Annotated in this window: 11 protein-coding genes; 7 read left to right on the plus strand and 4 right to left on the minus strand. The window is 63.9% G+C overall.

Going from position 1 to position 15,727, the window contains the following annotated elements:
* Window positions 1-14: 14 nt before the first annotated feature.
* Window positions 15-1,772: an ATP-binding protein gene (locus tag KDB76_RS23175; protein ID WP_024087686.1), complete on the plus strand. Its 1,758-nt coding sequence runs from the start codon at window positions 15-17 to the stop codon at window positions 1,770-1,772.
* On the plus strand, window positions 1,766-3,100 hold the full coding sequence (locus tag KDB76_RS23180; protein WP_024087687.1) for a sigma-54 dependent transcriptional regulator: 1,335 nt from the start codon (window positions 1,766-1,768) through the stop codon (window positions 3,098-3,100). Before KDB76_RS23175 ends, KDB76_RS23180 begins: the two co-directional genes overlap by 7 nt.
* Window positions 3,101-3,272: 172 nt before the next feature.
* Here the strand turns inward: KDB76_RS23180 and KDB76_RS23185 are convergent, their stop codons facing one another.
* Both KDB76_RS23185 and KDB76_RS23190 read right to left on the minus strand, forming a co-directional pair.
* Complete coding sequence (locus KDB76_RS23185; protein ID WP_013974029.1) at window positions 3,273-3,887, minus strand: NAD(P)-dependent oxidoreductase; 615 nt, start codon at window positions 3,885-3,887, stop codon at window positions 3,273-3,275.
* Window positions 3,888-3,914: 27 nt separating this feature from the next.
* Window positions 3,915-4,790 carry an MBL fold metallo-hydrolase gene (locus KDB76_RS23190; protein WP_024087688.1) on the minus strand — a complete coding sequence of 292 codons (876 nt, stop codon included), beginning with the start codon at window positions 4,788-4,790 and terminating at the stop codon, window positions 3,915-3,917.
* A 103-nt stretch (window positions 4,791-4,893) separates the two neighbouring features.
* On the opposite strand from KDB76_RS23190, the gene KDB76_RS23195 reads away from it, so the two are divergent.
* Window positions 4,894-5,799: a LysR family transcriptional regulator gene (locus tag KDB76_RS23195; RefSeq protein WP_013974031.1), complete on the plus strand. Its 906-nt coding sequence runs from the start codon at window positions 4,894-4,896 to the stop codon at window positions 5,797-5,799.
* Window positions 5,800-5,824: 25 nt separating this feature from the next.
* Here KDB76_RS23195 and KDB76_RS23200 read toward each other — a convergent pair whose 3' ends face one another.
* Complete coding sequence (locus KDB76_RS23200; RefSeq protein WP_003259571.1) at window positions 5,825-6,694, minus strand: oxaloacetate decarboxylase; 870 nt, start codon at window positions 6,692-6,694, stop codon at window positions 5,825-5,827.
* Window positions 6,695-7,146: 452 nt separating this feature from the next.
* Between KDB76_RS23200 and KDB76_RS23205 the strand changes: the two genes are divergently transcribed.
* On the plus strand, window positions 7,147-8,598 hold the full coding sequence (locus tag KDB76_RS23205) for an MDR family MFS transporter (RefSeq protein WP_038410116.1): 1,452 nt from the start codon (window positions 7,147-7,149) through the stop codon (window positions 8,596-8,598).
* Window positions 8,599-8,849: 251 nt separating this feature from the next.
* On the opposite strand, the gene ttgR is transcribed toward KDB76_RS23205, so the two are convergent.
* Entirely contained in the window at window positions 8,850-9,482 is a 633-nt protein-coding gene (gene ttgR, locus KDB76_RS23210) for an efflux transport transcriptional regulator TtgR (protein WP_013974034.1), read from the minus strand.
* Window positions 9,483-9,740: 258 nt separating this feature from the next.
* On the opposite strand from ttgR, the gene ttgA reads away from it, so the two are divergent.
* From ttgA to KDB76_RS23225, 3 genes are read left to right on the plus strand one after another with little or no spacing between them, the layout of a single operon-like run.
* On the plus strand, window positions 9,741-10,895 hold the full coding sequence (gene ttgA / locus KDB76_RS23215) for a toluene efflux RND transporter periplasmic adaptor subunit TtgA (protein ID WP_013974035.1): 1,155 nt from the start codon (window positions 9,741-9,743) through the stop codon (window positions 10,893-10,895).
* Between the two features lie 3 nt (window positions 10,896-10,898).
* Entirely contained in the window at window positions 10,899-14,051 is a 3,153-nt protein-coding gene (gene ttgB / locus KDB76_RS23220; RefSeq protein ID WP_013974036.1) for a multidrug efflux RND transporter permease subunit TtgB, read from the plus strand.
* Window positions 14,048-15,505 (plus strand): AdeC/AdeK/OprM family multidrug efflux complex outer membrane factor, encoded by a 1,458-nt coding sequence (locus tag KDB76_RS23225; RefSeq protein ID WP_013974037.1) that lies wholly within the window; start codon window positions 14,048-14,050, stop codon window positions 15,503-15,505. Before ttgB ends, KDB76_RS23225 begins: the two co-directional genes overlap by 4 nt.
* The last annotated feature ends 222 nt before the right edge of the window (window positions 15,506-15,727 follow it).

Consider the following 15,727-nt stretch of genomic DNA (forward strand, 5'->3'; position numbering starts at 1 on the left):
TCCGGATCCGCCCCATGCCCTTTTCCGTTCGCGCCCTGCGTCTGGGGCTGATCTCCCTGCTGATCGTGCTGGGCACCGCCCTCAGCGCCGGCTGGGCCATGCACCAGGCCAAGCGCCAGGCCATGGAAGCCGACGCCCAGCGTGCCAGCCAGCAGTTGGGCCTGTATGCCAATGCCCTGCACACGCTGATCGACCGCTACCGCGCCCTGCCCGCCGTGCTGGCGCTGGACCCGGAACTGATCGCCGCCCTGCGCGGCCCGGTCAGCGAACCGATGCAGGACGCCCTGAACCGCAAGCTCGAACGCATCAACGGCGCTGCCAACTCCTCCACCCTCGAACTGCTCGACCGCACCGGCCTGGCCATCGCCGCCAGCAACTGGCGGCTGCCCAGCAGCTATGTGGGCTCCAACTACGGTTTCCGCCCCTACTTCAAGCAAACCCGCAGCCAAGGCAGTGGCCGCTTCTACGCAGTCGGTGTGACCAGTGGCGTGCCGGGCTACTTCCTCGCCAGCGCGGTGAACGACGAGCATGGCCGCTTCCTCGGCGCCATGGTGGTGAAGCTGGAGTTCCCCGAGCTGGAACGCGAGTGGCGCCAGGGCAGCGACATCCTGCTGGTCAGCGATGCCCGTGGCATCACCTTCATCGCCAACCAGGACGGCTGGCGCTACCGCGAGCTGCAGCCGCTCAATGGTGCCGACCGTGCCGAACTGGCCGAAACCCGTCAGTACGACAAGCAACCGCTGGTGCCGCTGCAGCACCAGGTGCTGACCCGCTTTGCCGCCAACAGCACCCTCAGCCGCGTGCAAGGCCCGGAGGGTAGCGCCGAGTACCTGTGGGAAAGCCTGCCGCTGGAAAGTGAAAACTGGACCTTGCATCTGCTGCGCAAGCCGCAGGTGGCCGCCGACGGTCGCAATGCCGCCCTCGGCGCCGCCGCCGTATGGCTGAGCCTGGTGTTCGCTGCGCTGTTCGTCAGCCAGCGCCTGCGCCTTGCCCGCCTGCGCCAGCGTAGCCGGGAGGAGCTCAAGCGCCAGGTCGAGGAACGCACCCGTGAGCTGCGCACCGCCCAGGAGGGGCTGGTGCAATCGGCCAAGCTGGCGGCGCTTGGGCAGATGTCGGCGGCCATGGCCCATGAAATCAACCAGCCGCTGACCACCCAGCGCATGCAACTGGAAACCCTGCGTCTGCTGCTCGACCATGGCCGATATGACGAAGCACGCCAGGCACTGGAGCCGCTGGAGCAGATGCTCACGCGCATGGCCGCGCTCACCAGTCACCTGAAAACCTTCGCCCGCAACAGCCCGGTCGGCCTGCGCGAACGCCTCGACCTGGCCACCGTGGTCGACCAGGCACTGCACCTGCTGGAGGCGCGTATTCGCAGCGAAGAAGTGGAGGTAGCCCTGTACCTGGCGCGCCCGGCCTGGGTGCGCGGCGATGCCATTCGCCTGGAGCAGGTGCTGATCAACCTGCTGCGCAATGCCCTCGACGCCATGGCCGACAAGCGCTACAAACGCCTGGAGATCCGCATCGAGCCCGACGGCGAGCTATGGCGCCTGAGCGTGCTGGATTCGGGTGGCGGCATTGCCGAGGCCAACCTGGCCAAGGTCTTCGATCCATTCTTCACCACCAAGCCGGTGGGTGAAGGCCTTGGGCTGGGGCTAGCCATTTCCTACGGCATCGTCCACGAGGCCGGCGGCAAGCTGCAGGCCGAAAACCTGCCTGGCGGCGCGCGCCTGAGCCTTACCCTGCCCCGTGACCTGGAGCCTGCATGTTGAATTCAGTGATCGTCGTCGATGATGAAGCCAGTATCCGCACGGCGGTCGAACAATGGCTGAGCCTGTCGGGCTTCAGCGTGCAACTGTTCGCCCGCGCCGAAGAATGCCTGGCACACCTGCCACGGCACTTTCCCGGGGTGATCATCAGCGATGTACGCATGCCGGGCATGGATGGCCTGCAGTTGCTCGAACGCCTGCAGGCGGACGACCCCGACTTGCCGGTGATCCTGCTGACCGGCCACGGCGATGTGCCCATGGCAGTGGAAGCCATGCGCAGCGGGGCCTACGACTTCCTGGAAAAGCCCTTTACCCCGCAGCACCTGCTGGGCAGCCTGCGCAGGGCCCTGGAAAAGCGCCAGCTGGTCTTGGAAAACCGCCGGCTGCACGAGCAGGCCGATCTCAAGTCACGCCTGGAAGGCACACTGCTGGGTATGTCCCAGGGCCTGCAACAGCTGCGTCGGCAAGTGCTGGACCTGGCCAGCCTGCCGGTCAATGTGCTGATCCGAGGCGAAACCGGCAGTGGCAAAGAGCGCGTGGCCCGCTGCCTGCACGATTTTGGCCCACGCGCCGGCAAGCCGTTCGTCGCCCTCAACTGTGCAGCCATCCCCGAGTCGCTGTTCGAGGCCGAGCTGTTCGGCCATGAAAGCGGCGCTTTTACCGGTGCCCAAGGCAAGCGCATCGGCAAGCTGGAGTACGCCAACGGTGGCACGGTGTTCCTCGACGAAATCGAAAGCATGCCACTGGCCCAACAGGCCAAGCTGCTGCGGGTGATCCAGGAACAGAAGCTGGAACGCCTGGGGGCCAACCAGAGCATCAGCGTCGACCTGCGCATCATTGCCGCGACCAAGCCCGACCTGCTCGAAGAAGCCCGCGCCGGGCGCTTCCGCGAAGACCTTGCCTATCGCCTGAACGTGGCCGAGTTGCGCCTGGCGCCGTTGCGTGAACGGCGTGAGGACATTCCACTGCTGTTCGAGCACTTTGCCCGTGCCGCCGGCGAAAAGCTTGGTCGCGCAGCCCCGCCACTGTCGGGCGCGCAACTGGCGCAGCTGCTGTCGCATGACTGGCCGGGCAACGTGCGTGAACTGGCCAATGCGGCGGAACGCCATGCGTTGGGGCTGGGCTCACCGAACATCGAGGTGGCGCCTGCCGGGCAGTCGCTGAGCGAACAGATGGAAGCGTTTGAGGCGCAATGCCTGCGCGCGGCGCTGCGCCAGCACGGGGGCGAAATCAAGGCGGTGATGGAGGCCTTGCAGCTGCCGCGGCGCACGCTGAACGAAAAGATGCAGCGGCATGGGTTGGTGCGCGAGGACTTCATCGAGCGGGAATGAGCGGAAATCCGCCTATCGTGCGCGCTCACTAAGCAAATAACCGCTCATTAGCAGGATTCTTTTGGGACTGCGTTGCAGCCCTTCGCGGGCACGCCCGCTCCCACAGGTACAGCACAGATTCCAAGACCTGTGCTTTACCTGTGGGAGCGGGCGTGCCCGCGAAGCAGGCGACTCAATAGCCGACAGTGAAACGCTGCCGCGAATGCGCCGGCTTTTCCAGTTCGTCGAGCATGGCAATCGCGTAATCGGCAAAGGTGATCCAGCTCTTGCCCTCCGCGCCGATCAACAGATGATCCTTGCCCAGCTTGTAATGCCCGCTGCGCTCACCTTCAACGAACTCCGCCGACGGCGACAGGAAGGTCCAGTCCAGGTTCGGCTCCCGTTGTAACGCTTCCAGGAAACGCACTCCGGCAGTGGCCTCGGCCTTGTATGCCTCGGGGAAGTCCGGGCTGTCGATCACCCGATGCCCAGACGGCAGCAAAAGGCTACCGGCCCCACCCACCACCAGCAGGCGCCTGACCCCGGCCCGTTTGACTGGCTCGATGATGGCGTGTGGCTCGATGGTCGAGAAATGCGCCGCACTCAGCACCGCATCCACACCCGCGACCGCCGCTTGCAGGGCTGCGCTGTCCTTGGCATCCAGCGCCTTGACGGTCACCCCCTCCCGCCCCTGCAACCGCGACGGGTCGCGGGCGATGGCCAGCACACTGTGGCCACGGCGCAGGGCCTCTTCCAGCAACTGGCTGCCAGCGCGGCCGGTGGCACCGATGATTGCAATCTTGCTCATGGGATACTCTCCATCAGTTGAACGGAACTACCACTTCATCTCGCCCTTGGCGACCTTGGCCCCCAGCTCCAGCGAGCTTTCATCGGCCAGGCTCGGGTAACGTCGCTTCATCGCCGCGATCAACGCACCGGCGTCTTTCGCCTGGGCGGTCTCGGCATCGAAATCACGAATGTAGTTCGCCGTGAAACGCACGGCCTGCAGCGAGCGGCTGCTGTCCCCCAGGTAATGCCCGGGTATGACCGTGCGCGGCGCCAGCGCTTCGATGTGCGCCAGGGTGCCGAGCCAGTCGGCGTGGGACTTGGCCGTTTGCGTGTCGGCCATCCATACATGAATGTTCTCCGACACCACCACGCCACCGACCACCGCCTTGATCGACGGGATCCACACAAAACTGCGGTCAGGTTGCGGGCCGTCCAGGCCGACCACCTCAAGGTCCTGCCCTTCCACCGTCAGGCGGTTGCCTTCGAGCACCTGTGGCAGCACCAGCCGCGCCGGCTTGTCCGCGCCCATCTGCGGGCCCCAGTAGGCCAGCTTGGCATCCTTGGTCTGGCGGATATGGGCAACCGTGGCGGCCGACGCCAGCACCTTGGCGTCCGGGAAGGCCTGGGTCAGGGTATCCAGGCCGAAATAGTAGTCCGGGTCGCCATGGCTGATGTAGATAGTGGTCAGCTGCTTGCCGCCTGCCCGCAGGCGCTGCACCAGTTGCTCGGCCTGGGCCTTGCCGAACTGGGCATCGACGAGGATGGCGTCGTGCTCGCCGCTGACGATCACCGAACTGACCGGGAAGATCGCCTCATGCCCGGGGTTGTAAACCTCCAGCCGCAAGGGGTCGGCAGCCAGCGCCGGGCCGGCCAGGGTCACACAGGCCAGCAGCAGGCCACGCAAGGGAGTGAAAAGAGACATCGCAAACGCCCGTCAAATGAACAATGCCCAACAGCTTAGTTGCCCAATCCGTGACAAAAAATGCGATGCTCGAACATAGTTTGTTTCTGAAACCGGGCAAATCATGGACCGTCTCAACGCCATGCGCGTTTTCGTCACCGTCGTCGACCTGGGCAGCCAGTCGGCGGCGGCGGATCATCTGCAACTGTCGCGGCCGGTGGTATCGCGCTACCTGGCAGAGCTGGAAGACTGGGTTGGCGCACGGCTGATGCAGCGCACCACACGCAAGCTCAGCCTCACCGCCGCCGGACAGGAAACCCTGCCCCGCTGCCGGCAATTGCTGGAATTGGCTGGCGACCTGCAGGCCGCGGTGCAGCAGCCGGATGACGCGCCCAAGGGCGCGCTGCGCATCAGCGTCAGCACCTCATTCGGCCAGGCCCAACTGGTGGATGCTGTGGCCGATTACGTCCGACGCTACCCTGGGGTGAAGGTGGAACTGCAGATGCTCGATCGCACGGTCAACCTGGTAGACGAGCGCATCGACCTGGCCATCCGCACCAGCAATGACCTGGACCCCAACCTTATTGCCCGGCGCCTGAGCGTATGCCGCTCGGCAGTGTGTGCGGCACCGGCCTACCTGCGCGAGCACGGCACGCCGCAACGGGTCGAGGAACTGAGCCGGCACAACTGCCTGACACATGCCTACTTCGGCCACAGCCTGTGGCATTTCGAGGTAGCCGGCCAGCAAGTCGCCGTGCCAGTGGCGGGGAACATCAGTGCCAACGAGGCGATGACACTGCAGAAGGCGGCGCTGGCCGGCGCAGGTATCGCCATGCTGCCGACCTACCAGGCAGCGCAGGCCCTGCGCCGGGGTGAACTGGTGCGCCTGCTGCCCGAAGCCAGCCCGCGCGAACTGAACCTGAATGCGGTGTACACCTCACGCAAGCACATGCCGGCGACCTTGCGCAGCATGCTGGATTTTCTTGTGCAGCGGTTCAAGGACGAACCGGAGTGGGATCAGGACTTGTAAAGCCGCTCCTACAGGAATGGCATTGTCACTCCTCGACGCTCATGTACTCCTTGGCCCAGCGGATGTAGTCCTCGGGCTGGGTGTAGGTGTGCGAGAGTTCGGTGGCGCTGAGGTTTTCCGACTTGTTCTGCTGGCCGCGCTGCAGCCGCAGGCAATCGTAGGTGGCCTTGATCGCGGCAAAGTAGGCCGCGTGACCATCGACCACGATGCGCACGCCCAGGCGTGCCAGGCGCTCGTCGTCACGCAGGTTCGGGTTGCCGTAGGTCACCAGCATCAGTGGCACCGTCAGGTGCTCGGCAATCTGCTCGAGTTGCTCGAAGTCCTTCACCCCCACCATGCAGATGCCATCGGCTCCGGCCTTCTGGTAGCTCTGGGTACGCACGATGATTTCTTCGGTGGTGAGCACGCCAGCGTTGGTCCGGGCAATGATCGACAGCGACGAATCGACCCGTGCCTCCAGCGCCGCACGGATCTTGCCGACGCCCTCTTCAACCGGGATCAGGTCGGTGGACTTGCGCCCGAACTGGGCAGGTAGCAGGGTGTCCTCGATGGTCAGGGCAGCCACGCCGGCGCGCTCCAGTTCGATGACCGTACGCATGACGTTCAGCGCGTTGCCATAGCCGTGGTCGGCGTCAGCCAGCACCGGCAGTTGTGCCACGCGACCAATACGGGTGGCCTGCTCGACGAACTCGCTGAGGGTGATCAGGGCGAAGTCCGGTGCAGCCAGTACCTGCAGCGAAGCGACGGAGCCACCGAGGATGCCGACCTCGAAGCCCAGGTCTGCGGCAATGCGTGCCGACATCGGGTCGAACACCGATGCGGTGTGATAACAGGAACCTGAAGCGAGCAGCTCGCGGAAGGCAAAACGCAGATCTTGATGGGAAGCCTTGGGCATGATCACTCCGCAAAATAAGTTGAAATTCGAACGGTAACTACCGACCCCTGTAATCGGGTCTACCTGGCCTGTTCCAACCGTCGCCATCTGGGCGGTCATGCTCGACATGCAGGCAGAGGAATAAAAGGTGTGGGAGACAGCGGCGCAAAAACCTGCGGCATAATGTTGCACCAAGCTGGTGCAAACCCCCGATTTTCGGCCTCTGTGGCATACCAACGATATCACGCAGCCATGCAGCACTGAATGAATGCGCCAATGCCGATCTTGCATAGGGGATGCAGATAGTGGATAGGAAGCTACCTAACTCAGGTTACAATTCGGGGACTTCATGCTGGCCTCTTCGCGGGTAAACCCGCTCCCACAGGGACCGCGCCGTCCTCAGGAGCGACACCGGACCTGTGGGAGCGGGTTTACCCGCGAAGAAGGCCGCCACCGTCATACAAGGTATCCCCGTGACCGCCGCCCTGCCCCCCACCACCCTGCGCAACGTGCTCACCGCCCTGATGCTGGCGATCTTCCTCGGCGCCCTGGACCAGACCATCGTTGCCGTCTCGCTGCCGGCGATCTCGGCGCAGTTCAACGATGTCGGCCTGCTGGCCTGGGTCATCTCCGGCTACATGGTGGCGATGACTGTCGCCGTGCCGATCTACGGCAAGCTGGGCGACCTGTACGGAAGGCGCCGGATGATCCTCACCGGCATCAGCCTGTTCACCCTGGCCTCGATCGCCTGCGCCCTGGCCCAGGACATGCAACAGCTGGTGCTGGCCCGGGTACTGCAGGGCATTGGTGCCGGTGGCATGGTCTCGGTGAGCCAGGCGATCATCGGCGACTTCGTCCCCCCACGGGAGCGCGGCCGCTACCAGGGATACTTCAGCAGCATGTACGCGGTGGCCAGTGTCGCCGGCCCGGTGCTGGGCGGTTGGTTGACCGAATACCTGTCATGGCGCTGGGTGTTCTGGATCAACCTGCCACTGGGGCTGGTTGCACTGTGGGCGATCCGCCGCGCCCTCGGCGGCATGCCGGTGCAGCGCCGCGAGGCGCAGGTGGATTACCTGGGTGCCGTTTTGCTGATTCTCGGCCTGGGTAGCCTGTTGCTGGGCATTACCCTGGTCGGCCAGGGCCACGCCTGGGTCGACCCGGCTGTGCTGGCCTTGTTCGCCTGCGCCGCGCTGGGCTTGATGCTGTTCATTGCCCATGAGCGCCGCTGCCCGGAGCCGCTGCTGCCGCTCGGCCTGTTCGGCAATCGCGTGGCGGTGCTGTGCTGGGGCGTGATCTTCTTCGCAAGCTTCCAGTCGATCTCCCTGACCATGCTCATGCCGTTGCGCTACCAGGGCATCACCGGTGCCGGCGCCGACAGTGCTGCCCTGCACCTCCTGCCGCTGGTGATGGGGCTGCCCATGGGTGCCTTCACCGGCGGGCGCATGACCAGCCTGACCGGGCGCTACAAGCCGCAGATCCTGGCCGGCGCACTGCTGATGCCACTGGCCATTTTCGCCATGGCGCTGACCCCGCCGCAGTCGGTCTTGCTCAGTGCACTGTTCATGCTGCTGACCGGCATCGCTTGCGGGCTGCAGTTCCCGACCTCGCTGGTAGGCACGCAAAGCGCGGTGGACAGCAAGGACATCGGCGTGGCCACCAGCACCACCAACCTGTTCCGCTCGCTGGGTGGGGCCATGGGAGTGGCGTGCATGTCCAGCCTGCTGCTGGCGCTGCTGCACCAGGGCGGGTTCGAGTCGCTGGGTAATCCGTTGCTGGGGAGCCTGAAGGCCGGAGAAGTGGACCTGGTGACACAGGGGCGGTTGCTGGAGACGTTCCAGCATTTGCTGCTGGGGAGTGCCGGGGTAGCTGTGCTGGGACTGTTTGCAGCGCTTGCATTGCCCGACCGGCAACTGCGTGGACGCTGAAGTCGGCCGCACCGTTGTGTGGGCTGCTGCCTTGCTGCAAACCTGCATCTTGTGCGATCCCTGTGGGAGCGGGTTCACCCGCGAAGAAGGCAGCGCGGTGAATGGCACCGGCTTCGCCGGTGTTCGCGGGTAAACCCGCTCCCACAGAGATCTCGGCGCGCCGGCAGAACCTGCACAGCTGAGCATTCCGAGAGCATTAATCCCCCCTTAACACAAAGGGGTAACACTCCCTCACAATCCTTAACAAAGTGTCATTTGCGCAGAGCCGGGCTCAAGCGCAGCATATCCAGCCCGGTGTCGACCCATTTTTCGACATCCTTCAACAAATCGACACTGTCAGGCAGCAACAGCCAGCGCCCGATCAGGCCATCGACATAGGCGAACATGGCCACCGCCGCGCGCTCGACATCAAGCTCGCCTGGCAACTGGCCCCGGCGCACGGCATTGGCCAACGCCAGGGTGATGCCCTTGTGGCAATCCAGCACAGCAGCCTGGCGCTGCTGGCGAATTTCACACATGTCATCGGTGAACTCGCACTTGTGATGCAGGATTTCGTTGATACGCCTGGTTCGGGCATCGAGCACCAGCTCGTTGAACACTTGCAGCAACAGCTTGCGCATGCAGCCAAGCGGGTCCACTTCGTCCTCGCTTTCGCTCGCCCGCGCCAGGTGGTCATGGGTTTCATGCAGGCTGTCGAGCAACGCCTGCACCAACTCGGCCTTGTTGTTGAAGTGCCAGTAGATCGCTCCTCGCGTCACACCCGCCAGTTCGGCGATGTCGGCCAGGGTGGTTCGCGCAACCCCGCGTTTGTAGAAGGCCTTTTCCGCCGCCTCGATGATCTGGGCGCGGGTTTCCTGGGCTTCTTCTTTGGTTCGACGGACCATGGCAGTACAAACCTCATCTGCCCCGAACGCGCGGCGCGTGCGGGTAACACTCCGGGGGCACCTCTGCAGGGTGCCTCGCGGGGGAGCTAATCAAGAGCTGTGGCAGTACCCGAGTACAACCCAGCGGTATTTACAAACAACCATGAATGTAAGTATATTCCTTAGCAAGCTATTTATCCACCGGATAGCAATTTTTCCAGATCAAGACTCTTCCATTACTCTTGAGCGTCTCCCAGCTCCAGCGACCCGAGGATCCTCATGCAATTCAAGCCAGCCGTTACCGCTCTGGTTTCCGCCGTCGCCCTGGCAACCCTGCTCAGTGGCTGTAAGAAAGAAGAAGCAGCGCCAGCGGCGCAGGCTCCTCAGGTCGGCGTCGTGACCATCCAGCCCCAAGCCTTCACCCTGACCTCGGAATTGCCGGGGCGTACCACTGCCTACCGCGTCGCCGAAGTGCGCCCGCAGGTCAACGGCATCATCCTCAAGCGCCTGTTCAAGGAAGGCAGTGAGGTCAAGGAAGGCCAGCAGCTGTACCAGATCGACCCTGCCGTGTACGAAGCCAACCTGGCCAATGCCCAGGCCAACCTGCAGGCCACCCGCTCGCTGGCCGAGCGCTACAAGCAGCTGATCGACGAACAGGCTGTCTCCAAGCAGGAATACGACGACGCCAATGCCAAACGATTGCAGGCCGAGGCTTCGCTCAAAAGCGCGCAGATCGACCTGCGCTACACCAAGGTCCTGGCACCGATCAGCGGCCGTATCGGCCGTTCTTCGTTCACCGAAGGTGCACTGGTGAGCAATGGCCAGGCCAACGCCATGGCCACCATCCAGCAACTCGACCCGATCTACGTCGACGTCACCCAGTCCACCGCCGAACTCCTCAAGCTGCGCCGTGACCTGGAAAGCGGCCAGCTGCAGAAGGCCGGCGACAACGCCGCCTCGGTGCAGCTGGTGCTGGAAGACGGCAGCCTGTTCAAGCAGGAAGGCCGCCTGGAGTTCTCCGAAGTCGCGGTCGACGAGACCACCGGCTCGGTCACCCTGCGCGCCCTCTTCCCCAACCCCGACCACACCCTGCTGCCAGGCATGTTCGTGCATGCGCGGCTCAAGGCCGGGGTCAACGCCAACGCCATCCTGGCCCCGCAACAGGGCGTGACCCGCGACCTGAAAGGCGCACCGACCGCGCTGGTGGTCAACCAGGAGAACAAGGTCGAACTGCGCCAGCTCAAGGCCAACCGTACCCTGGGCAGCGATTGGCTGATCGAGGAAGGCCTGAACCCGGGTGACCGCCTGATCACCGAAGGGCTGCAGTACGTGCGCCCGGGCGTCGAGGTCAAGGTCAGCGAAGCCACCAACGTCAAGAAGCCGGCCAGCCCTGTTCAGGCCAACGCGGCGAAAGCAGACGCCAAAGCGGAGTAAACCATGTCGAAGTTCTTTATCGATCGCCCGATCTTCGCCTGGGTGATCGCCTTGGTGATCATGCTGGTCGGCGCCTTGTCGATCCTGAAGCTGCCGATCAACCAGTACCCCAGCATCGCGCCGCCGGCCATCGCCATCGCCGTGACCTACCCGGGCGCCTCGGCGCAAACCGTGCAGGACACCGTGGTACAGGTGATCGAGCAGCAGCTCAACGGTATCGACAACCTGCGTTATGTGTCGTCGGAAAGTAACTCCGACGGCAGCATGACCATTACCGCCACCTTCGAGCAGGGCACCAACCCAGACACCGCGCAGGTGCAGGTGCAGAACAAGCTGAACCTGGCCACCCCGCTGCTGCCGCAGGAAGTGCAGCAGCAAGGTATCCGCGTCACCAAGGCAGTGAAGAACTTCCTGCTGGTGATCGGCCTGGTGTCCGAAGACGGCAGCATGACCAAGGACGACCTGGCCAACTACATCGTCTCCAACATGCAGGACCCGATCTCGCGTACCGCGGGTGTGGGTGACTTCCAGGTGTTCGGTGCGCAGTACGCCATGCGTATCTGGCTCGATCCGGCCAAGCTGAACAAGTTCCAGCTGACCCCGGTCGACGTCAAGACCGCCGTGGCCGCGCAGAACGTGCAGGTATCCTCCGGCCAGCTCGGTGGCCTGCCGGCCATGCCGGGTACCCAGCTGAACGCCACCATCATCGGCAAGACCCGCCTGCAGACTGCCGAGCAGTTCGAGAAGATCCTGCTCAAGGTCAACAGCGACGGTTCGCAGGTGCGTCTGGGTGATGTCGCCCAGGTTGGCCTGGGTGGTGAAAACTATGCCGTCAGCGCCCAGTTCAACGGCAAGCCGGCCTCCGGCCTGGCAGTTAAACTGGCTACCGGTGCCAACGCCCTGGACACCGCCAAGGCCCTGCGCCAGACCATCGCCGACCTGGAACCGTTCTTCCCGCCTGGGGTGAAAGCGGTATTCCCGTATGACACCACCCCGGTGGTCACCGAATCGATCAGTGGCGTTATCCACACCCTGATCGAAGCCGTGGTCCTGGTGTTCCTGGTGATGTACCTGTTCCTGCAGAACTTCCGCGCCACCATCATCACCACCATGACCGTACCGGTTGTGTTGCTGGGTACCTTCGGCATCCTTGCCGCTGCCGGCTTCAGCATCAACACCCTGACCATGTTCGCCATGGTCCTGGCCATCGGCTTGCTGGTGGACGACGCCATCGTCGTGGTGGAGAACGTCGAGCGGGTGATGTCCGAGGAAGGCTTGCCGCCCAAGGAAGCGACCAAGCGCTCGATGGAGCAGATCCAGGGTGCCCTGGTGGGTATCGCCCTGGTGCTGTCGGCAGTACTGCTGCCCATGGCGTTCTTCGGCGGCTCCACGGGTGTGATCTATCGGCAGTTCTCCATCACCATCGTCTCGGCCATGGGCCTGTCGGTGCTGGTGGCGCTCATCTTCACCCCGGCCCTGTGCGCCACCATGCTCAAGCCGCTGAAGAAGGGCGAGCACCATGTGGCCAAGCGTGGCTTCTTTGGCTGGTTCAACCGCAACTTCGACCGCAGCGTAACCGGCTACGAGCGCAGCGTGGGCACCATCCTGCGCAACAAGGTACCGTTCCTGCTGGCCTACGCGCTGATCGTGGTCGGCATGATCTGGCTGTTCGCCCGCATCCCTACCGCGTTCCTGCCGGAAGAAGACCAGGGCGTATTGTTTGCCCAGGTACAGACCCCGGCCGGCTCCAGTGCCGAGCGCACCCAAGTGGTGGTCGACCAGATGCGTGAGTACCTGCTCAGCGAAGAGGCCGACACCGTGGCTTCGGTTTTCACCGTCAACGGCTTCAACTTCGCCGGCCGTGGCCAGAGCTCGGGTATGGCATTCATCATGCTCAAGCCGTGGGATGAACGCTCCAAGGAAAACAGCGTGTTCGCCCTTGCCCAGCGTGCCCAGCAGCACTTCTTCACCTTCCGCGATGCGATGGTGTTCGCCTTTGCCCCGCCTGCGGTGCTCGAACTGGGTAACGCCACCGGCTTCGACGTGTTCCTGCAGGACCGCGGCGGTGTCGGCCATGCCAAGCTGATGGAAGCGCGCAACCAGTTCCTGGCCAAGGCCGCGCAGAGCAAGATCCTCAGCGCCGTGCGCCCGAACGGCCTGAACGACGAGCCGCAGTACCAGCTGACCATTGATGACGAGCGTGCCAGCGCCCTGGGCGTGACCATCGCTGACATCAACAACACCCTGTCGATTGCCTTGGGTGCCAGCTACGTCAACGACTTCATCGACCGTGGCCGGGTCAAGAAGGTGTACATCCAGGGCGAGCCGAACGCGCGGATGAGCCCGGAAGACCTGCAGAAGTGGTACGTGCGCAATGGCGCCGGCGAAATGGTGCCGTTCTCCTCCTTCGCCAAGGGCGAATGGACCTACGGTTCGCCGAAGCTGTCGCGTTACAACGGCGTCGAGGCAATGGAAATCCTCGGTGCTCCGGCCCCGGGCTACAGTACCGGTGAAGCCATGGCCGAGGTCGAGCGCATTGCTGGCGAATTGCCAAGCGGCATCGGCTTCTCCTGGACCGGCATGTCCTACGAGGAAAAACTCTCCGGTTCGCAGATGCCGGCACTGTTCGCCCTCTCGGTACTGTTCGTGTTCCTGTGCCTGGCAGCCCTGTACGAAAGCTGGTCGATCCCGATCGCCGTGGTACTGGTAGTACCGCTGGGTATCATCGGTGCCCTGATCGCCACCAGCATGCGCGGGTTGTCCAACGACGTATACTTCCTGGTCGGCCTGTTGACCACCATCGGCCTGGCGGCGAAAAACGCCATTCTGATCGTCGAGTTCGCCAAGGAACTGCACGAACAAGGCCGCAGCCTGTACGACGCGGCGATCGAGGCGTGCCGCATGCGTCTGCGCCCGATCATCATGACCTCGCTGGCGTTCATCCTCGGCGTGGTACCGTTGACTATCGCCAGCGGCGCCGGCGCCGGCAGCCAGCACGCCATCGGTACTGGTGTGATCGGCGGCATGATCAGTGCGACCGTGCTGGCTATCTTCTGGGTACCACTGTTCTTCGTCGCAGTGTCGTCACTGTTCGGCAGCAAAGAGCCGGAAAAAGACGTCACCCCTGAAACTCCACGTTATGAGGCTGGGCAATGACCAAGTCTTTGTTGTCCCTGGCAGTAACCGCTTTCATTCTTGGCGGCTGCTCGCTGATCCCTGACTACCAGACCCCGGAATCGCCGGTGGCTGCGCAGTGGCCGCAAGGCCCGGCTTACTCGCCGACGCAGTCGGCGGAGGTTGCCGCCGCCGAACAGGGCTGGCGTCAGTTCTTCCACGACCCGGCCCTGCAGCAGCTGATCCAGACCGCGCTGGTGAACAACCGCGACCTGCGCGTTGCCGCGTTGAACATCGACGCCTACCGTGCGCAGTACCGCATCCAGCGTGCCGACCTGTTCCCTGCGGTTTCGGCCAACGGTAGCGGCAGCCGCCAGCGCGTACCGGCGAACATGTCGCAGACGGGCGAAGCGGGCATCACCAGCCAGTACTCGGCCACCCTGGGCGTCAGCGCCTATGAGCTGGACCTGTTCGGCCGCGTGCGCAGCCTGACCGAGCAGGCCCTGGAAACCTACTTGTCCAGCGAGCAGGCGCGTCGCTCCACGCAGATCAGCCTGGTGGCCAGCGTGGCCAACGCCTACTACACCTGGCAGGCCGACCAGGCGCTGTTCAAGCTGACCGAAGAAACGCTGAAGACCTACGAGGAAAGCTACAACCTCACCCGCCGCAGCAACGAAGTCGGCGTAGCCTCGGCGCTGGACGTCAGCCAGGCGCGTACCGCCGTGGAAGGCGCCCGGGTCAAGTACTCGCAGTACCAGCGCCTGGTCGCCCAGGACGTCAACAGCCTGACCGTGCTGCTGGGCACCGGCATTCCCGCCGACCTGGCCAAGCCGCTGGAGCTCAATGCCGACCAACTGGCCGAAGTACCGGCCGGCCTGCCGTCGGACATCCTCCAGCGTCGCCCGGACATCCAGGAAGCCGAGCATCTGCTCAAGGCCGCCAATGCCAACATTGGCGCGGCCCGCGCAGCGTTCTTCCCGAGCATCAGCCTGACCGCCAATGCCGGCAGTCTGAGCCCCGACATGGGCCACCTGTTCTCGGGCGGCCAGGGCACCTGGCTGTTCCAGCCGCAGATAAACCTGCCGATCTTCAACGCCGGCAGCCTGAAGGCCAGCCTGGACTACTCGAAGATTCAGAAGGACATCAACGTCGCCAAGTACGAAAAGACCATCCAGACCGCTTTCCAGGAAGTCTCCGATGGCCTGGCGGCGCGCAAGACCTTCGAAGAGCAGCTGCAGGCGCAACGCGACCTGGTGCAGGCGAACCAGGACTACTACCGCCTGGCCGAACGCCGCTATCGCATCGGTATCGACAGCAACCTGACCTTCCTCGACGCCCAGCGCAACCTGTTCAGCGCCCAGCAGGCACTGATCGGCGACCGCTTGTCGCAGCTGACCAGCGAGGTCAACCTGTACAAGGCGCTTGGCGGTGGCTGGTACGAGCAGACCGGGCAGGCCAACAACCAGCAGGCAGCTGTGGAAGCACCGAAGAGCTGATCAGCCCTGTTACAGCAAAGAGCCCACCTTTAACGGTGGGCTTTTTGTTTGTCGGTTGCCTGTACAGGCCTCTTCGCGGGTAAACCCGCTCCCACAATGTTTTGCATAAATGCTGAAGGCTGTGCAGTACCTGTGGGTGCGGGTTTACCCGCGAAGAGGCCAGTGCAGGAGAACAATTAACCAACCAGAACATTCCGTTCGATTATCGCCCGCTTCCGCTTG

Source organism: Pseudomonas sp. JS425 (assembly GCF_018223845.1).
In the GTDB taxonomy this organism is placed as follows: Bacteria; Pseudomonadota; Gammaproteobacteria; order Pseudomonadales; family Pseudomonadaceae; genus Aquipseudomonas; species Aquipseudomonas asiatica.